Annotated in this window: 17 protein-coding genes; 8 read left to right on the forward strand and 9 right to left on the reverse strand. The window is 63.9% G+C overall.

From position 1 onward, the window contains the following. Positions 1 to 43: 43 nt before the first annotated feature. Entirely contained in the window at positions 44 to 835 is a 792-nt protein-coding gene (gene trpA, locus MUB52_RS03405) for a tryptophan synthase subunit alpha (RefSeq protein ID WP_263842787.1), read from the forward strand. After that, positions 832 to 1,563 carry a hypothetical protein gene (locus MUB52_RS03410; RefSeq protein ID WP_263842788.1) on the forward strand — a complete coding sequence of 244 codons (732 nt, stop codon included), beginning with the start codon at positions 832 to 834 and terminating at the stop codon, positions 1,561 to 1,563. Before trpA ends, MUB52_RS03410 begins: the two co-directional genes overlap by 4 nt. On the opposite strand, the gene MUB52_RS03415 is transcribed toward MUB52_RS03410, so the two are convergent. Together MUB52_RS03415 and MUB52_RS03420 are read right to left on the reverse strand one after the other, a co-directional pair. Beyond that, entirely contained in the window at positions 1,527 to 2,021 is a 495-nt protein-coding gene (locus tag MUB52_RS03415) for a MarR family winged helix-turn-helix transcriptional regulator (protein WP_263842789.1), read from the reverse strand. The genes MUB52_RS03410 and MUB52_RS03415 overlap by 37 nt on opposite strands. Next, complete coding sequence (locus MUB52_RS03420) at positions 2,014 to 3,120, reverse strand: Acg family FMN-binding oxidoreductase (RefSeq protein WP_263842790.1); 1,107 nt, start codon at positions 3,118 to 3,120, stop codon at positions 2,014 to 2,016. Before MUB52_RS03420 ends, MUB52_RS03415 begins: the two co-directional genes overlap by 8 nt. 131 nt (positions 3,121 to 3,251) lie before the next feature. Between MUB52_RS03420 and MUB52_RS03425 the strand changes: the two genes are divergently transcribed. Then, a complete protein-coding gene (locus MUB52_RS03425) occupies positions 3,252 to 4,418 on the forward strand; it encodes an alpha-hydroxy acid oxidase (RefSeq protein ID WP_263842791.1) in 1,167 nt (388 codons plus the stop codon). 227 nt (positions 4,419 to 4,645) lie between these two features. Here MUB52_RS03425 and MUB52_RS03430 read toward each other — a convergent pair whose 3' ends face one another. Next, positions 4,646 to 5,800, reverse strand: a complete 1,155-nt coding sequence (locus tag MUB52_RS03430) for an MFS transporter (protein WP_263842792.1) — start codon at positions 5,798 to 5,800, stop codon at positions 4,646 to 4,648. A 158-nt stretch (positions 5,801 to 5,958) separates the two neighbouring features. On the opposite strand from MUB52_RS03430, the gene MUB52_RS03435 reads away from it, so the two are divergent. From MUB52_RS03435 to MUB52_RS03450, 4 genes are all read left to right on the forward strand, one after another. Beyond that, positions 5,959 to 6,618 (forward strand): 50S ribosomal protein L25/general stress protein Ctc, encoded by a 660-nt coding sequence (locus tag MUB52_RS03435; protein WP_263842793.1) that lies wholly within the window; start codon positions 5,959 to 5,961, stop codon positions 6,616 to 6,618. A 105-nt stretch (positions 6,619 to 6,723) separates the two neighbouring features. Continuing rightward, entirely contained in the window at positions 6,724 to 7,407 is a 684-nt protein-coding gene (gene pth, locus MUB52_RS03440; RefSeq protein ID WP_263842794.1) for an aminoacyl-tRNA hydrolase, read from the forward strand. After that, positions 7,404 to 8,444, forward strand: a complete 1,041-nt coding sequence (locus tag MUB52_RS03445) for a DUF2332 domain-containing protein (protein WP_263842795.1) — start codon at positions 7,404 to 7,406, stop codon at positions 8,442 to 8,444. The genes pth and MUB52_RS03445 overlap by 4 nt, the downstream gene beginning before the upstream one ends. Positions 8,445 to 8,512: 68 nt before the next feature. Next, the gene (locus tag MUB52_RS03450) at positions 8,513 to 8,887 is read left to right on the forward strand and encodes a DUF2237 family protein (protein ID WP_263842796.1); all 375 of its coding nucleotides are present in this window, start codon (positions 8,513 to 8,515) and stop codon (positions 8,885 to 8,887) included. A gap of 188 nt (positions 8,888 to 9,075) precedes the next feature. On the opposite strand, the gene MUB52_RS03455 is transcribed toward MUB52_RS03450, so the two are convergent. Genes MUB52_RS03455 through ihfB form a run of 6 tightly spaced genes read right to left on the reverse strand, consistent with a single transcriptional unit; the run spans position 9,076 to position 12,974 of the window. Next, on the reverse strand, positions 9,076 to 9,900 hold the full coding sequence (locus MUB52_RS03455; RefSeq protein ID WP_263842797.1) for a hypothetical protein: 825 nt from the start codon (positions 9,898 to 9,900) through the stop codon (positions 9,076 to 9,078). A 55-nt stretch (positions 9,901 to 9,955) separates the two neighbouring features. Continuing rightward, positions 9,956 to 11,188: a tryptophan synthase subunit beta gene (gene trpB, locus MUB52_RS03460; RefSeq protein ID WP_263842798.1), complete on the reverse strand. Its 1,233-nt coding sequence runs from the start codon at positions 11,186 to 11,188 to the stop codon at positions 9,956 to 9,958. 14 nt (positions 11,189 to 11,202) lie between these two features. Further along, positions 11,203 to 11,652, reverse strand: coding sequence for a GNAT family N-acetyltransferase (locus MUB52_RS03465; protein ID WP_263842799.1), 450 nt, complete (start codon positions 11,650 to 11,652; stop codon positions 11,203 to 11,205). Beyond that, the gene (locus tag MUB52_RS03470) at positions 11,649 to 12,293 is read right to left on the reverse strand and encodes a phosphoribosylanthranilate isomerase (RefSeq protein WP_263842800.1); all 645 of its coding nucleotides are present in this window, start codon (positions 12,291 to 12,293) and stop codon (positions 11,649 to 11,651) included. The genes MUB52_RS03465 and MUB52_RS03470 overlap by 4 nt, the downstream gene beginning before the upstream one ends. A gap of 46 nt (positions 12,294 to 12,339) precedes the next feature. Next, positions 12,340 to 12,690 carry a LapA family protein gene (locus MUB52_RS03475; protein WP_263842801.1) on the reverse strand — a complete coding sequence of 117 codons (351 nt, stop codon included), beginning with the start codon at positions 12,688 to 12,690 and terminating at the stop codon, positions 12,340 to 12,342. Next, entirely contained in the window at positions 12,690 to 12,974 is a 285-nt protein-coding gene (ihfB, locus tag MUB52_RS03480; protein ID WP_263842802.1) for an integration host factor subunit beta, read from the reverse strand. The genes MUB52_RS03475 and ihfB overlap by 1 nt, the downstream gene beginning before the upstream one ends. A 466-nt stretch (positions 12,975 to 13,440) precedes the next feature. Between ihfB and MUB52_RS03485 the strand changes: the two genes are divergently transcribed. Further along, complete coding sequence (locus MUB52_RS03485) at positions 13,441 to 15,087, forward strand: NAD(P)-binding domain-containing protein (RefSeq protein WP_263842803.1); 1,647 nt, start codon at positions 13,441 to 13,443, stop codon at positions 15,085 to 15,087. Positions 15,088 to 15,160 lie beyond the last annotated feature (73 nt).

A 15,160-nucleotide genomic window follows, 5' to 3' on the forward strand; every position in this document is an offset into this window, starting at 1 on the left:
CTTTTGGGCATTGCGGGTCCGACATGACAAAGGGGACCGGTCGATGAGCCGTATTGACGCGAAATTTGCAGAGTTGTCCAAGGCCGGCAAGAAGGCCTTTGTGGCTTATGTGATGGCGGGCGATCCGGACTACGAGACCTCGCTGGAGGTGGTCCGGGGGTTGCCGGGCGCAGGCGTCGATGTGATCGAGCTCGGCTTGCCCTTCACCGACCCGATGGCCGACGGTCCAACGATCCAGCTTGCCGGGCAGCGCGCGCTGGAAGGCGGCATGACGCTGGAGCGCACGCTGGAGCTGGCGCGGACCTTCCGCGAGGAGGATCAGCAGACGCCGATTGTGCTGATGGGCTATTACAACCCCATCTACAGCCGCGGGGTGAAGCGCTTTCTGGAAGAAGCGCAGGCCGCGGGCATCGATGGGCTGATCGTGGTGGACCTGCCCCCCGAAGAGGACAGCGAGCTGTGCCTGCCCGCGCAGGACGCCGGGTTGAACTTCATCCGGCTGGCCACGCCGACGACGGATGACAAGCGCCTGCCGCGGGTGCTGCAGAACACCTCCGGCTTTGTCTACTATGTCTCGATCACCGGGATCACCGGGGCGGCGGAGGCCCAGGCGGCTGAAGTGGGCCCGGAGGTTGCGCGCATCAAATCGGCGACCAACCTGCCGCTCGTCGTGGGGTTCGGCGTGAACACGCCCGAGAAATCCCGCGCGATTGCGGAGGTGGCCGACGGCGTGGTCGTGGGCTCGGCCATCGTCAGCAAGATCGGCGCGAGGGAGCCGGTGGCGGATGTGCTGGCCTTTGTGAAAACCCTCTCGGACGGGGCGCATCAGGCGTGACCCGGATGTACCGGGTCGCGGCGGATGCGTTCGTCGCAATCTGGCCGGCGTTGCTGACGGCAGCGGTCTGCCTTGCAGGCCTTAAGACAATTCTCGATGAGGGCACATCCACGCTCGGAGGCGCGCTCGTTGTCTACGCCATGATCGCCCTCTACGCGCACCGAGCTATCCTTCTTGGTGAAACCATGCGGTGGCGCGACAGCTTCAAGCGCGCAAAGAGCGACGCAACGCCAGCCAAGTTCGGACCCTTTCTCTGGCGCATGTTCGGTTGGTGGCTGTTCGCGGGAACAATCTGGTTGTGTTCCTTCCTGATCCTGCGGTGGTTGTTTCTGCCCTCTTTCAAGGGCTTGACCTCCGATGAGTTTGCCGGAGCTGTCATTATTTCATTGATCCCCACGGTCATCGTTACACTTCCCGTGCTCGCTGCTCTGGGAACCGTTCTTCCGGCGGCGGCGGTCGGCGGGGATGACCGCTTGGCGGCTGCATGGCGGCGAGGGCGTCAGACCTTCTGGCGCACGCTCGGACGAATTTGGGGCGGCAATATCCTGTTCTTTGTGATTGCAAACGGGGTGTTACTCTGGCTGATCCCGACGACTGGCGTCATCGTCATCGATGGCGCGTTTCAGATCCTGTTCGAACTGGTGGGTTTCTTCGCGATCTTGCTGACCGCGTCGGCGCTAAGCCTGGCTTATCAGCGGGCTGATGCGGCATTGGATGTACCGGATTGAGGCCACTCAGCGCTGTTGCGGTCTTCATCGAGGTAGATGCGCAGATCGCGCAACACGGGCAGCGCTTCAAGCAGGCGCGCGGTGTCGAAGCCGCGGGCCAGCCGTTCGAAATCCGGCGCGAGATCGGCGATGGCCTGATGGCGCACCGCCCTGCCCTTGTCGGTGAGCCAGACGAGCTTGGAGCGTCCGTCCTCGGGGTTGGGCCGCACTTCGACGAGCTCATGCGCCACAAGAACCTTGATGGTATGGGTCATCGAGGTCTTCGGCACCTGGAAGGCCCGCGCCATGTCGATGAGCGCGCGCCCGTCGCCGAGCCGGATGAGGTGGTTGAGCACCGTGAAATGCGGCGCGATCAGCCCGTCGGGCAGGCGCGCCTCCAAGAGCGTGCGGCTGAGCTGTTCAATGATCGCGATCTCGTTGAAGACTTCGAAATAGGTGGCAGGCGCGGGCTTAGGCATTCAGCAGTTTGGTCTCCAGCGGCCAGCGCGGCGTGCGCGGCACATCCGGACCGTAGCCCAAACGGCCGAGCATTTGAACGGTCTGCCCCGGGCCCGCGAGACGTTTGTGCGCTGCGGTGTAGTGATCGGCCATCTCGGGGTATTCCTGCAGGCACTGACTGACCGGATGCAGGGCCACGCCGAGCGTGGTGCATTTGAGATTGAGCCGCAGCCAGCGGCGGCCGGCCTCGATCTGATCGGCGCGGGTGTTGGTGGGGCTTGTCAGTGCGGCATAGGCGGGGGTGGCATGCAGCATCTCGCGGTAAATCTCGACGCCCTGCTGGAAGCCCCGGCTCTCCGGGTCCGATTGGGCCTCGCGACTGAGCACGCCCGCGAGCATCAGGCTTTCGAGCATCGGGCCGCCAAGGTCGATGCCGTCGGGGTTCGCCTCGATCTCGGCCTTGCCAAAGCGCATGAGGTCCACCGATTCCCGCATTGTGTGCGGGGTCATCGCCTCGACCTCCCACGCCGCCCAGGTAAGCTTCTTCAGCGCCGCGACAGTGGGGATGTCGGTATAGACATCGGCGTAAAGCTCCAGTTCGTTGGCATGGGCCGGGCTGAGCGGCGTCTCTGCGAAAGGCTCCTTGCACGAGCGGCGCGCCAAGATCTGGGCGCTGAGCGGGTCTGCCTCGCCCCCCTCGGTGAAGGTGGCGCGGGCGACAGGACCGTCCTCGCCTTCGGGGTAGAGCTTGAGGTCGACCCTATGGTCTGCTGCGCCGGCCGCCAGAATCATCTGCTCGATGAAACAGCCAAGCCCGATGGTGATCTGCCGATCGAAAGGGTCGGTCTCGGGCAGCCGGCGTGCAGGATCGCGATAGATGAGCACGGCATCGGCGCCTTCAAGATCAATCTGCCAAGGCTGGAGGTTGTGCGGATTGGGCGCAAGCAGGGCGTAGCTGAGCGCGTTCAGACGCGGATCGTCATAGTCTCCCGCCCCCTCCCAAGGGGCAAGAGCGGCGTGGGGTGTGCGGGTGGCGAGAAACCCTCCAGCAGAGGCAGTTGCGGCGAGGACAGTACCGCCTCCGATCAGGGTCAGCGCTTTACGGCGGGGCATCGGCATGGTCGTCTCCTGTGATATGGTACGATTTCGTACTTTCTATATAGTGCAACTTCGTACCAATCAAGTGGTGATTGCAGATTGATCTTCCTCGCCCGAATTGGTAACCAAAACTGACCAATACGGGGGCCGCTATGCCAATCATCACCAACATTGAGGATCTCAAGAGGCTGCACGAACGCCGCGTGCCCCGGATGTTCTACGATTATGCGGAATCGGGCAGCTGGACCGAACAGACCTTCCGCGAGAACTCATCCGATTTCGAGAAGATCCGCCTGCGCCAGCGCGTGGCCGTCGATATGACCGGGCGCACGACGGAAAGCGAGATGATCGGCGAAAAGGTCGCCATGCCCGTGGCGCTGGCCCCGGTTGGGCTGACGGGCATGCAACACGCCGATGGCGAGATGAAGGCCGCGCGGGCGGCGGAGAAGTTCGGCGTTCCGTTCACGCTCTCCACCATGTCGATCAATTCCATCGAAGACGTGGCGGGCTTCACCTCGAAGCCGTTCTGGTTCCAGCTCTACACGATGCGGGACACGGATTACGTGAGCCGCCTCATTCAGCGGGCAAAGGACGCAAAGTGTTCGGCACTGGTGATCACGCTCGATCTGCAGATCCTCGGACAGCGGCACAAGGACATCAAGAACGGCCTTTCGGCCCCGCCGAAGCTGACGCCGAAGAGCATCGCCAATCTGATGACGAAATGGGCCTGGGGTATCGAGATGCTGACCGCCAAGCGCCGCGAGTTCGGTAACATCGTGGGTCATGTGCATGGAATCTCGGACACCTCTTCGCTGAGCACCTGGACGGCGGAACAGTTCGACCCCTCGCTCGACTGGACCAAGATTGCGAAGCTCAAGGAGGACTGGGGCGGCAAGGTGATTCTGAAAGGCATCCTCGATGCCGAAGACGCAAAGATGGCGCTGAAGGTCGGCGCAGATGCGATTATCGTGAGCAACCACGGCGGGCGGCAGCTGGATGGTGCCTTGAGTTCGATCCGGGTGCTGCCTTCCATCCTCGATGCGGTGGGGGATCAGATCGAGGTGCATATGGACGGCGGTATCCGCTCGGGCCAGGACGTGCTGAAGGCGCTGGCGCTGGGGGCCAAGGGCACCTACATCGGACGCGCGTTCATCTACGGGCTGGGTGCGATGGGCCAGCAGGGGGTGACGCAGGCGCTGGAGGTGATCCATAAGGAGCTGGACACGACGATGGCGCTCTGCGGCGAGACGAAGGTGGGAGACCTCGGGCGGCATAACCTCCTGATCCCGGACGATTTCGAGGGGCGCTGGCAGGCGTAAGTTGCCTTTGGAATCCAAGGGGCGATGAGGGCATCGCCCGACCTGGAGGGCGTTTGCAACGGCTCCTTGGTGCAGATCATATTCAGAGGCGCTGACGTTTTGCGATTTGAGACTTACAAAATCGCCCTCCGGGGGGAGGTCGGGCGATGCCCGGCCTGTCAGCCGGGCGGAACATCTGAGAGTTGTGCGCCCAGAATGCCCAAGCTGGTATGGACTTAGGCGGGGCTTTAAAACGTCTGCGGTCGCGCCGCGATGCGGGCGGCAAGCACGGGCACCAGCGCGGCAATACAAAGCATCAGCAGCGCGGCCACCACCCAGAAGCCCGCGCGCAGGCCGAAAGCTTCCGAGGTGAAGCCCATCAGCGGCGGGCTGACGAAAAAGGCCGCGTATCCCAGCGCCGAAGCGCGGCTGATGGCGGCCAGCCGCGCTTTCGGCGGCACGATCCGCCCGATCAGCGCGAGCGCCAGCGGGGCCACGACCGAAATCCCCAACCCTGTGAGCGCAAAACCCACATAGGCGATCATCAGCGTCGGCGCTGCCCCCACGAGGATCAGCCCGCCCGCCGCCACGACGGAGGCCACCGTGATGAACGGCAGCGTCGGCAGTCGGTCGGACAGGAAGTGCCCCGACAGCCGCCCGATCCCCATCGACAGCCCCAAAAGCGCGGGCCCTAGCGCCCCTTCCGTCGGGCCTCCGCCCAGCGTACGCTCCAGATGCAGGGCGGACCAGCCTTCGGCGGCGGCTTCGGTCAGGAAAGCCACAAGCACGATCGCCCCGGTGCCCCAGACAATCAGATGCGGCAAGGGCGCATCGGGGGTGGTATCTTCCTCAGGCAACGCCCTTGTGCGGCTCTCCAGCATGACCCAGCCTGCGCCAAGCGCGAGAGCGATGAGCAGGGTAAACACCTGCGCCGGCGACCAACCCGCCTCGCGCATCAGCCCCGTGGCAAGCGCGCAGCCGGCATATGTGAAGGAAAACATCGCGTGGTTGAGGTTCATCAGATGCCGCCCCGAGCGTGCCTCTACCTCGGAGACCCGCACATTGGCGAGCACATCGGTGACACCCGCACCCACCGAAGCGAGCGTCATCGCGATACCGAAGGCGACGATCTCCGCCGAGAGCCCCGCGCCGAACATGCCCAGCGACATCAGCATGGCACCCAGCGGCAGGGCCCAGCGGCCCGCAAGCCTGTGCGCAAGCGGGGCAAGCCACATGGCCGCCAGCGCCCCCAGCGAGGCCAGCAGCATGACCGCGCCATAGACGCCGTCGGAGGCACCAATGGCCGCCTTGATGACGGGCATCTGGGCAAAATAGCTCGACCAGGCCGCGCCTACGATGACGAAGCCTGCCAGGGATTTTCGGGAGAGCCAGAGGTCACTCATCAGACGCATGTGGCAGCGGTGACACGGGGATGAGGCGCCTGCAAGTCCGCATCGGCGAAAAACCTCTTTTCTTGGGCAACGAACCGGTCTATACGCGCGGCTTCACGTGGGGCTACAGCCTTGGAGGAGCCCCGCCTTAGACATATTGGAGACTTAAGATGGCTGGAGAAATTCCGGATCTTGTGGCTCAGGAACGGACGGGGACAGGCAAGGGCGCCGCTCGTCAGGCCCGCCGCGATGGCATGGTTCCTGGGATCGTATTCGGCGGTGACACGGACCCGCTGCCGATCAACATTCCGTTCAACGTGCTGCTGAAGAAGCTGAAGGAAGGGCGGTTCAAATCGACGCTCTTCAACATGAAGGTGGACGGGCATGAGGACGTCCGGGTGATCTGCCGTGACGTGCAGCGCCACGTGGTCAAGGACCTGCCGACCCATGTGGACTTCATGCGCCTCAAGCGCACCACCCAGATCAACCTCTTCATTTCGGTCGAGGTGATCGGCGATGATGTGGCACCGGGCCTGCGCAAGGGCGGCGTGCTGACGCTGATCCGCCCGGAAGTGGAATTGATCGTGACTGCGGGCGATATCCCCGATCACATCACCATAGACATCTCCGAACTGGAGATCGGCGACAATATCACGATCTCGTCCGTGACGCTGCCTGAAGGGGCAAAGCCCACGATCGACCGCGACTTCGTGATCGCCCAGATCGCCGCACCGGCAGGCCTCGCCTCCTCCGAGGACGAAGACGAAGAGGCCGCCGAGGGCGAAGAGGCACCGGACGCAGAGGCAGACGCCGAAGCCACCGAAGAATAAGACATATTCGACTGATGGATATGCGATGCGGGGCCCTTTGCGGCCCCGTATTTCGTTTGGGTGCGCGCTTTGATATGCTGCAGCGCAACATGAAGGAGCATCGCGATGAAGCTGATTGTAGGTCTGGGCAACCCTGGCGCGAAATACAGCAAGAATCGGCACAATATCGGTTTCATGGCGCTGGATAGGATCGCCGCGGATCACGGGTTTCCCGCGTGGAAGAGCAAGCATCAGGGCAGCCTGAGCGAGGGACGCTTTGGTGCCGACCGCGCCGTGCTGTTGAAGCCAGAGACATTCATGAACAACTCTGGCCAATCCGTGCAGGCGGCGATGCGATTTCACAAGCTGGAGCCTGCCGATGTCGTGGTGCTGCATGACGAGATCGACCTCGCGCCCGGCAAGGTCAAGCACAAGATCGGAGGCGGACATGCGGGGCACAACGGGCTCCGTTCGCTGCACGCGCATATCGGGCCCGACTATGCGCGGGTCCGTCTTGGTGTGGGCCACCCGGGCCACAAGGACGCGGTACCGGCCTATGTGCTGAACGACTTCGCAAAATCCGATGATGCCTGGCTCGATGATGTCCTGCGCGGGGTGAGCGACGGCGCGCCATTCCTTGCCACCGGGGACGCGGCGAAGTTCATGAACGCGGTGGCGCTGCGGATCAACCCGCCCCGGTCAGGGACCGGTCAGAAGGTGGCCGCCAAAACCTCGGCGCCCGCACCTGCACCAGAGCCCGAACCCGACACACGCTCGCCGCTGCAAAAGCTGATGGAGCGCTTTCGATGAGCCTCGCCGAGGCCTTCCGCTACCAGTCGATCAGCTGTGCGGCGATGGGCTCGCCGTTCATGGGACAGCTGCTTGGCTTGCTGTCCGAACACTGGCCGGAGGAGAGCGCTCTGGCACAGCGGTTCGACCGGTTCCAAGGCGATATCGGTCCCTCGGGCCATTCGCTGCCGTTGCGGATCGCGGGTGGGCTGCATGCGCTGGTGCTGAGCGGGCGCGCGCCGGACCTCGCCGCGCTCTATCCGCCGGAAAAGGCAACGGATCCAGAGCTTCTCGCCGGCGTCTTGGAGGCGCTGACCACACATGAAAACTTCCTGCTGGACTGGGTAGAGAGCCCGCCGCAGACCAACGAGGTGCGGCGATCAGCGGCGCTGATGGCCGGTGCGGCAGTGGCTGCGGCGCGTGTCGACATGCCTGTGGTCCTGTCGGAATTGGGCGCCAGCGGCGGGCTGAACCTGATGTGGGACCGCTATGCGCTGGTGCTGGGCCGTGGGGTGGTCGCCTCCTCCGATCCGGTGCTGACGCTGACCCCGGACTGGGACGGCCCAATGCCGCCGCAGAGGTTGCCCCATGTCACCGCACGCGCCGGTGTCGATCTGAACCCGCTCAACCCGGCTGACCCGGCTGACCTTCTGCGCCTCATGGCCTATCTCTGGCCCGACCAGCCCGAGCGGCTGGAACTGACCCGCGCGGCGGTGGCGGTTATGGATGCGCCGCTCTACCGCGCCGATGCGATCGACTGGCTGGAGCAGCGGCTGGTCGAGGCTCCGGAGGGCCATCTCCACCTCATTCAGCATACGGTGGCCTGGCAGTACTTCCCGGCCGAGGCGCAGGCGCGCGGCACCGCGCTGATCGAGGCCATGGGCGCGCGCGCCACACCGGAGCGGCCGCTCGCCTGGCTGTCGATGGAAAGCGACGGCGACAAGACAGGGGCGGTCGGGGCGGTCCTCTCCCTGCGGCTCTGGCCGGGTGATGTACACCTGACCCTTGGACGCGCCGATTTTCATGGCCGATGGATCCGCTGGCAAGGCGCCGCCTGAACCCGCCAGTGGCGCTCGGCGCCCGGTACCCTATGTTAAGGTAGCAGACCTGCCGAAAGGAGGCCCGGATGGAAAAAGACAAGAGCGTCAACGTGCTGGGCGGTGCACTGACGATGTGCAGCACCGCTCCGGTCACGGGATTCTTTCGAGACGGGCATTGCAACACCTGCGCGGCCGATCAGGGCAGCCATACCGTCTGCGCCGTGATGACGGACGAGTTTCTGGCCTTCTCCAAATACGTCGGAAATGATCTCAGCACACCGCGGCCCGAGTTCGGGTTCCAGGGCCTGAAGGCCGGCGACAGCTGGTGCCTCTGTGCCGGGCGCTTTCTTCAGGCGCATGATGAAGGCTGCGCACCGAAGGTGCATCTGGCCGCAACCCACAAACGCGCCTTGGAGATCGTGCCGCTGAAAGTGCTGGAACAGCACGCGCTGAAAGCCTGAGGGCCCGTCTAGATCGTTTCGTCGTCAACCCGCGACGGATACATCACCTAGTGCGTTGATTTCATTGAAATCAGGCAGCGATAAGGTCATGCAGGTTCAAGGCGAATTGCTTTAGGCTTCCGCCTTAGGGGCTGCGGCAGGTCCCGGCTGAGGCTAGAAAGCAAAGAAACCGCCCAAGTTGAAACGCGTTAGTTGGACGCGCGCTGCCAGCCGGCGCAATCGATCTGACTGCTGCGAGGAAAGCTGAGGCCATCCAGCACGGCCCGCTGGCCGCACAGGCTGCGCTTGCACGCCCAGTCCGGATCGGCCAGTTGCAGGCTCCCGTCGGATGCGGCACGCAGCTGCAACAGACAACCGCCCGTCGCCGGGAAATCCCAGCCGCCGGCAACCGCCTGCCCCACCATCTCGCCAGAGCAGCTGTGACCGTTGGCCTGCCAGCTCCAGAACTCGACGCGCGCGCCACCGCCGCCGGCTGCGAGGTCGAGCCGCAGCCCGTCTTCGCCCTGCCGGTAGCAGAAGGCCGTAACCGGGGCAGCCGCTTTCGGCGTGCAGGGAATCTGCGACACCCGGAAGCCCTCACCCGCGACGTCGTCGATCTTCCAGAAGCCGTCCTCCTGCGCAAAATCATACGTGACTTGCGCGGGGCTGCCGAAGTTGGTGAACCGCGCCACGATGGTCATACCCTCCGGCCCCGGCTGAGTGCTCAGCTCCAAGCTGCGGGCCACCTCTGCGGCATCGAAATCGTTGCCAGGGATCGCAAAGCCGAAATCGACACAGGCCTGCGCAAGATCGTCGCCGTAGCTGTCGTTGGCATCGAAAAACATCACCATGCGGCGGCTGAAGTAGTTGCTTCGCTGATCAGGCGACGACAGGTAGTCGAGCCCCTGCTGCAACGCCGGGCCCGGGCCACTCAGCGACGCATAGATCCAGCGCACGATCTCCTCCGGGCTTTGTGCCGTCGCGGGCAGCCCGAACAAAAACAGCGCAAGTGTGACGGTGACACGTCGCAGCATACCTGACCCTTCCCTGACCCAGTGTAGCGAGGGCAAGGAGGCAATCAAGCGGGCCTCAGGCGAATTCGCCCATTTCGAAGCCGAGCGCCTTCGCGACGGTGAAGATGTCCTTGTCGCCTCGACCGCACATGTTCATGCAGATGATGTGGTCCTTCGGCAGATCCGGTGCGATCTTCATAACATGGGCCAGCGCGTGGCTGGGCTCAAGCGCCGGAATGATACCCTCAAGCTCGCAGCAGAGCTGGAAGGCCTCCAGGGCTTCTTTGTCGGTAATCGCCACATACTCCGCGCGTCCGATCTCGTGCAGCCACGCATGCTCGGGCCCGATACCCGGGTAATCAAGCCCCGCGGAGATCGAGAAGCCTTCGAGGATCTGGCCATCGTCGTCTTGCAAGAGGTACGTCCGGTTGCCGTGCAGCACGCCGGGGCGCCCGCCGGTCAGTGAGGCGCAGTGCTCCATCTTCTCGTTCACGCCCTTGCCGCCCGCTTCGACGCCGATGATGCCGACCTCCTTGTCATCCAGGAACGGATAAAAGAGCCCCATGGCGTTGGAGCCGCCGCCAATCGCCGCAATCACGGTGTCGGGGAAACGGCCCTCGGCGGCGACCATCTGCTCGCGGACTTCTTTGCCGATGATCGACTGGAAATCACGCACCATGGCCGGATAGGGGTGCGGCCCCGCGACCGTGCCGATGCAGTAGAAAGTGTCGCGCACATTGGTGACCCAGTCGCGCAGCGCGTCGTTCATCGCGTCTTTCAGCGTGCCGCGCCCGGAGGTCACGGGCACCACCTCGGCGCCGAGAAGCCGCATGCGGAAGACATTGGGCGCCTGGCGTTCGACGTCATGGGCACCCATGTAGACCACGCATTTCAGCCCGAACTTCGCACAGACGGTGGCGGTGGCGACCCCATGCTGGCCCGCGCCGGTCTCGGCGATGATGCGGGTCTTGCCCATGCGGCGGGCGAGGATGATCTGACCCAGCACATTGTTGATCTTATGCGCGCCGGTGTGGTTGAGTTCGTCCCGCTTCATGTAGACCTTGGCGCCGCCCAAATGATCGGTCAGGCGTTCCGCGAGATACAGAGGGCTGGGGCGACCCACGTAATGGGTCCAGAGGTGGGTCATCTCCGCCCAGAAGCTGTCGTCGGTCTTGGCCTTCTCGTATTGCGCTTCCAGCTCCAGGATCAGCGGCATCAGCGTCTCGGACACAAAGCGCCCGCCGAAGTCACCGAACCGCCCGTTCTCGTCCGGGCCGGTCATGAAGGAATTGAAAAGATCGTTTGCCATCCCACGCACTCCTGTCAGATCAGACTGCGTTTATACCCGATGTGCGAAGGGGTAAAGCCGAGGCCTTCGTAGAACCGGGCGCTATCGGTGCGACTTTTGTTCATGGTCAGTTGGATGAGGCTGCAGCCGGCATCCTTGGCGCGGGTCACCGCATCCTCGATCATTGCCTGTCCGATGCCCTGCCCGCGCTGATCGGAGGCGACGCGCACGCTTTCGATCTGCGCCCGGCGCGCGGCGCGCAAGGAGAGGCCGGAGATGAAGGTAAGCTGGTAGGTGGCCACGATCCGCCCTGCCTGCAGCCCGACGATCAGGTGGTTGGCAGCCTCTTGGTACATGCGGTCGAACGCGGCCTCGTACTCGGCCAGGTCGAGCCCCTCGCGCGCAGCACCCAGCACATCGTCTTGCAGAAGGGCGATAACATCGGCCACCTCCTCGCGGGTCGCAGGGCGGAAGGTGAGGCTCATGCGTGCGCCGCGGTGACAAAACTCCGGACGCGTGCGAGGTCCTTGACGCCCGGCGCGCGCTCGACACCGGAGGCGACATCGACCTGCCGGGCCCCGGTCATCGCGATGGCTTCACCGACGTTCTCCGGGGTCAGCCCACCGGCGAGCATCCAGGGCACCGGCCAGCGGCGCCCCGCAATCAGGCGCCAGTCGAAGGTAAGCCCGTTGCCGCCCGGAAGCTCACCGCCTTTCGGCGGTTTGGCGTCCACAAGGATCTGGTCGGCGACGGGGACGTAGCGCTCGACCGTCGCGAGATCCGCCGCCTCCGCGACACCCACCGCCTTCATGACCGGAAGCCCGTAGCGCGCCTTGACCTCCGCCACGCGCTCGGGCGGCTCGCTCCCATGCAATTGCAGCATGTCCAGCGGCACGTGCGCCGTCAGCGCATCGAGAAAGGCGTCATCTGCGTTCACGGTGAGCGCGACCTTTGCCAGACCGACAGGCGCGCCGAGCGCGAGCTCTCGGGCCGTGGCCGGGGTCACGCAGCGGGGAGATTTGCCGAAGAACGTAAACCCGCAATAGGATGCGCCGGCGGCCGCCACAGCGGCGACCTCGTCAGCGGTGCGCAGCCCGCAGATCTTGACGGAAATCCTGTCAGCCATGGCCGGGTTTGATCATGGGCAGCGGCGGGACACAAGTGCTGCGCGCTCAGCTCGCCTCTTCGAGCAGCGCAAGCACCTCGTCCTTGCCGGCGTGCTTTTCGTCCTTCAGCCTTGCGATCTCCCGTTCGAGCCGGCGCATCTCGCGCGCCTGTCGAGCGGCCTCGGCGCGCTGGCCATGCTCACGCACCCACTCCCACACAAAGCCGACCAGCAGACCCACTACAATACCGCCGAAGATCACGATGAAAAGCGGCAGTTCGATCTGCGGGTTGACCGAAAACCATCCCGCCACTTCCGAGGGGATCAACTGCAACGACACCAGGCCGCGGTTCGCGATCGCGACGGCGATCAGCGCGATGCCGAACGTGGCGATGCAGGCATAGCGGATGTAGCGCATCAGGATTTCCCGTTCAGACGGTCACGCAGCAGCTTGCCGGTCTTGAAGAACGGCACGTATTTCTCTTCCACATGCACCGTCTCGCCGGTGCGCGGGTTGCGCCCGATCCGGGCGTCGCGCTTCTTTACGGAGAAGGCTCCGAAGCCCCGTAGCTCGACGCGATCTCCGCGCGCCATGGCGCCTGTCACTTCTTCGAAAATGGTGTTCACGATCCGCTCGACATCACGCTGATAGAGATGGGGGTTTTCATCTGCGATCTTTTGGATCAGCTCGGAACGGATCATGGCAGCATCCCTTGTTGTGTGTCGGCGCATTTGTCGCGCTTGTTTGCGCAACTATAGAAACAAAGCCGGCTTTCGGAAAGTCAGCCTTTGGGCGGCATTGAAGTTTTTTGCCGCGGAACACGCTGTATTCCGGCGCTTTTTCGCGATGTGACGGTCCCGCCCCTACCCGACGCAGAGCGCAATCGCGATGCCGCAGTGCAGCACGACGCTCTGATTCGCGACGCGGCTTCGGGATTTGCCGGCGGGGGGTTCGCGGGCCCGTGTCGGGCGCGGCACCGGGTCCCATTGCCCACTCTGCCCAAGCTTGCGGCACCGCTGATCTACCGGCTGGGGAGAGCCCGGATCGCGCCGCTCGCGCATTGCGTGAAATCACGGAATCTGCTTAGGTCGGACCATGGGGAGCCGCAAAGATTTCCGCAAAGGAAACGGCGCCGACACAGATGTGCGAATACAAGGGGAGCGTTTGATGCCAATGCAAAACGAGACACGCGATGTTTGCGTGATCGGGTCCGGTCCGGCCGGGCTTCAGGCTGGGTACTTTTTCAAGAAGAAGGGGATCGATTTCATTATTCTCGAGCGCGGATCGGAGGTGTGCAGCTTTTTCCGAGCCTTCCCGCGCCACCGCCAGTTCATTTCCATCAACAAGGTGCACACCGGGCTGTCGAATGCCGAAACGCGGCTGCGGCATGACTGGAACTCGCTGCTGAACGACGAAGGCCTGCTCTTCAAGGACTGGAGCCGCAAATACTTCCCCGCGGCGGATGATTTCGTGGCCTATGCGGAAACCTTCGCAGCGCAGCTGCAGGATCGCATCTTCTGCGACAGCAACGTGGTGGAGATCTCGAAGACCGATGGCGTCTTCGATCTGCGCTGCGCCAACGGCATGGTCCATCGCGCGCGTCATGTGATCGTGGCGACGGGTGTCTCGCAGCCGTGGGATCCGGGTATCGAGGGGTTCGATCTGGTCGACAACTACTTCGATTTCGACCCGGACCCCGAGCAGTTCGAGAACGAGCGCGTGCTGATCCTCGGCAAGGGCAACTCGGCCTTCGAGACAGCGGACGCGCTGGTGGAATATGCCGCCTCGATCCATGTGATGAGCCCGAACCCCGTGCGCTTTGCTTGGCAGACGCACTTCGTCGGGCACCTGAGGGCGGTGAACAACAACTTCCTCGACACCTATCAGCTGAAATCCCAGAACGCGGTGATCGACGCCACGGCCACCAAGATCGAGCGCAAAGACGGCGCCTATACGGTGACGGCGAAGATGAGCGCGGCCACGGGGCATGAGATCGTGCTCACCTACGACCGGGTGATCGCCTGCACCGGGTTCCGCTTTGACGCGGATATCTTCGCCGAGAATATCCGCCCGGCGTTGTGCCACTTCGGAAAATTCCCCGCCATGACGGCGGAGTGGGAAAGCGAGAGCGTCGAAGGGCTGTTCTTTGCCGGCACGATCATGCAGTCGCGCGACTATCGCAAGACAATGTCAGGCTTTGTGCATGGGTTCCGGCACAACGTGAAATGCCTTGCCGAGTTCGTGGCGGGCCGGGTACAGGGCACCCCCTACCCCAACACGCAGACACCGCTGGATGCCGAGACGCTGACCACCGCCATTATCGAGCGCATCAGCACCTGCTCGGGCATGTTCCTTCAGCCAGGCTTTCTCTGCGATGTGATCGAGGTGGCGGGCCCCCAACCGGGGCGCAGCTTCCACGATGTCCCCGTGGCCTGGGTGCAGGAGACCGACACGGTCGGGCGTGATCATCTGCGGATTACGCTTGAGTACGGCGATTTCGGCGGAGACTCGATGCATGTGAAGCGGCAGCATAATGTATTCGGCGATACGCCCGATGCCTTCATTCACCCGGTGATCCGGCACATCCGAGACGGTGTGCAGGTGGGCGAGGTGCATCTGGCCGATCATCTGGATGCCGATTGGCGGCCGCGCGAGGACCGCGGCGACGACATCGCCACCGTGCTGCGCATGACCTTCCAGGATGCCGGTGAGACACTCGCGCCATCTGAGGTGGCCCGCCGCCAGATCAGCGCGTTTCTTGCCGCGCAGGGCATCGGCCAGACGCCCGCAGCGGCACAAACCGCCGCCGAGTAACGACCTTCTCGGCCACGAAAAAAGCCCCGCGGATCGCACCGCGGGGCTTTGTCATTTCAATGTTCGGCGGGGA

Source organism: Roseobacter sinensis (assembly GCF_025755255.1).
GTDB classification, from domain to species: Bacteria; Pseudomonadota; Alphaproteobacteria; order Rhodobacterales; family Rhodobacteraceae; genus Roseobacter; species Roseobacter sinensis.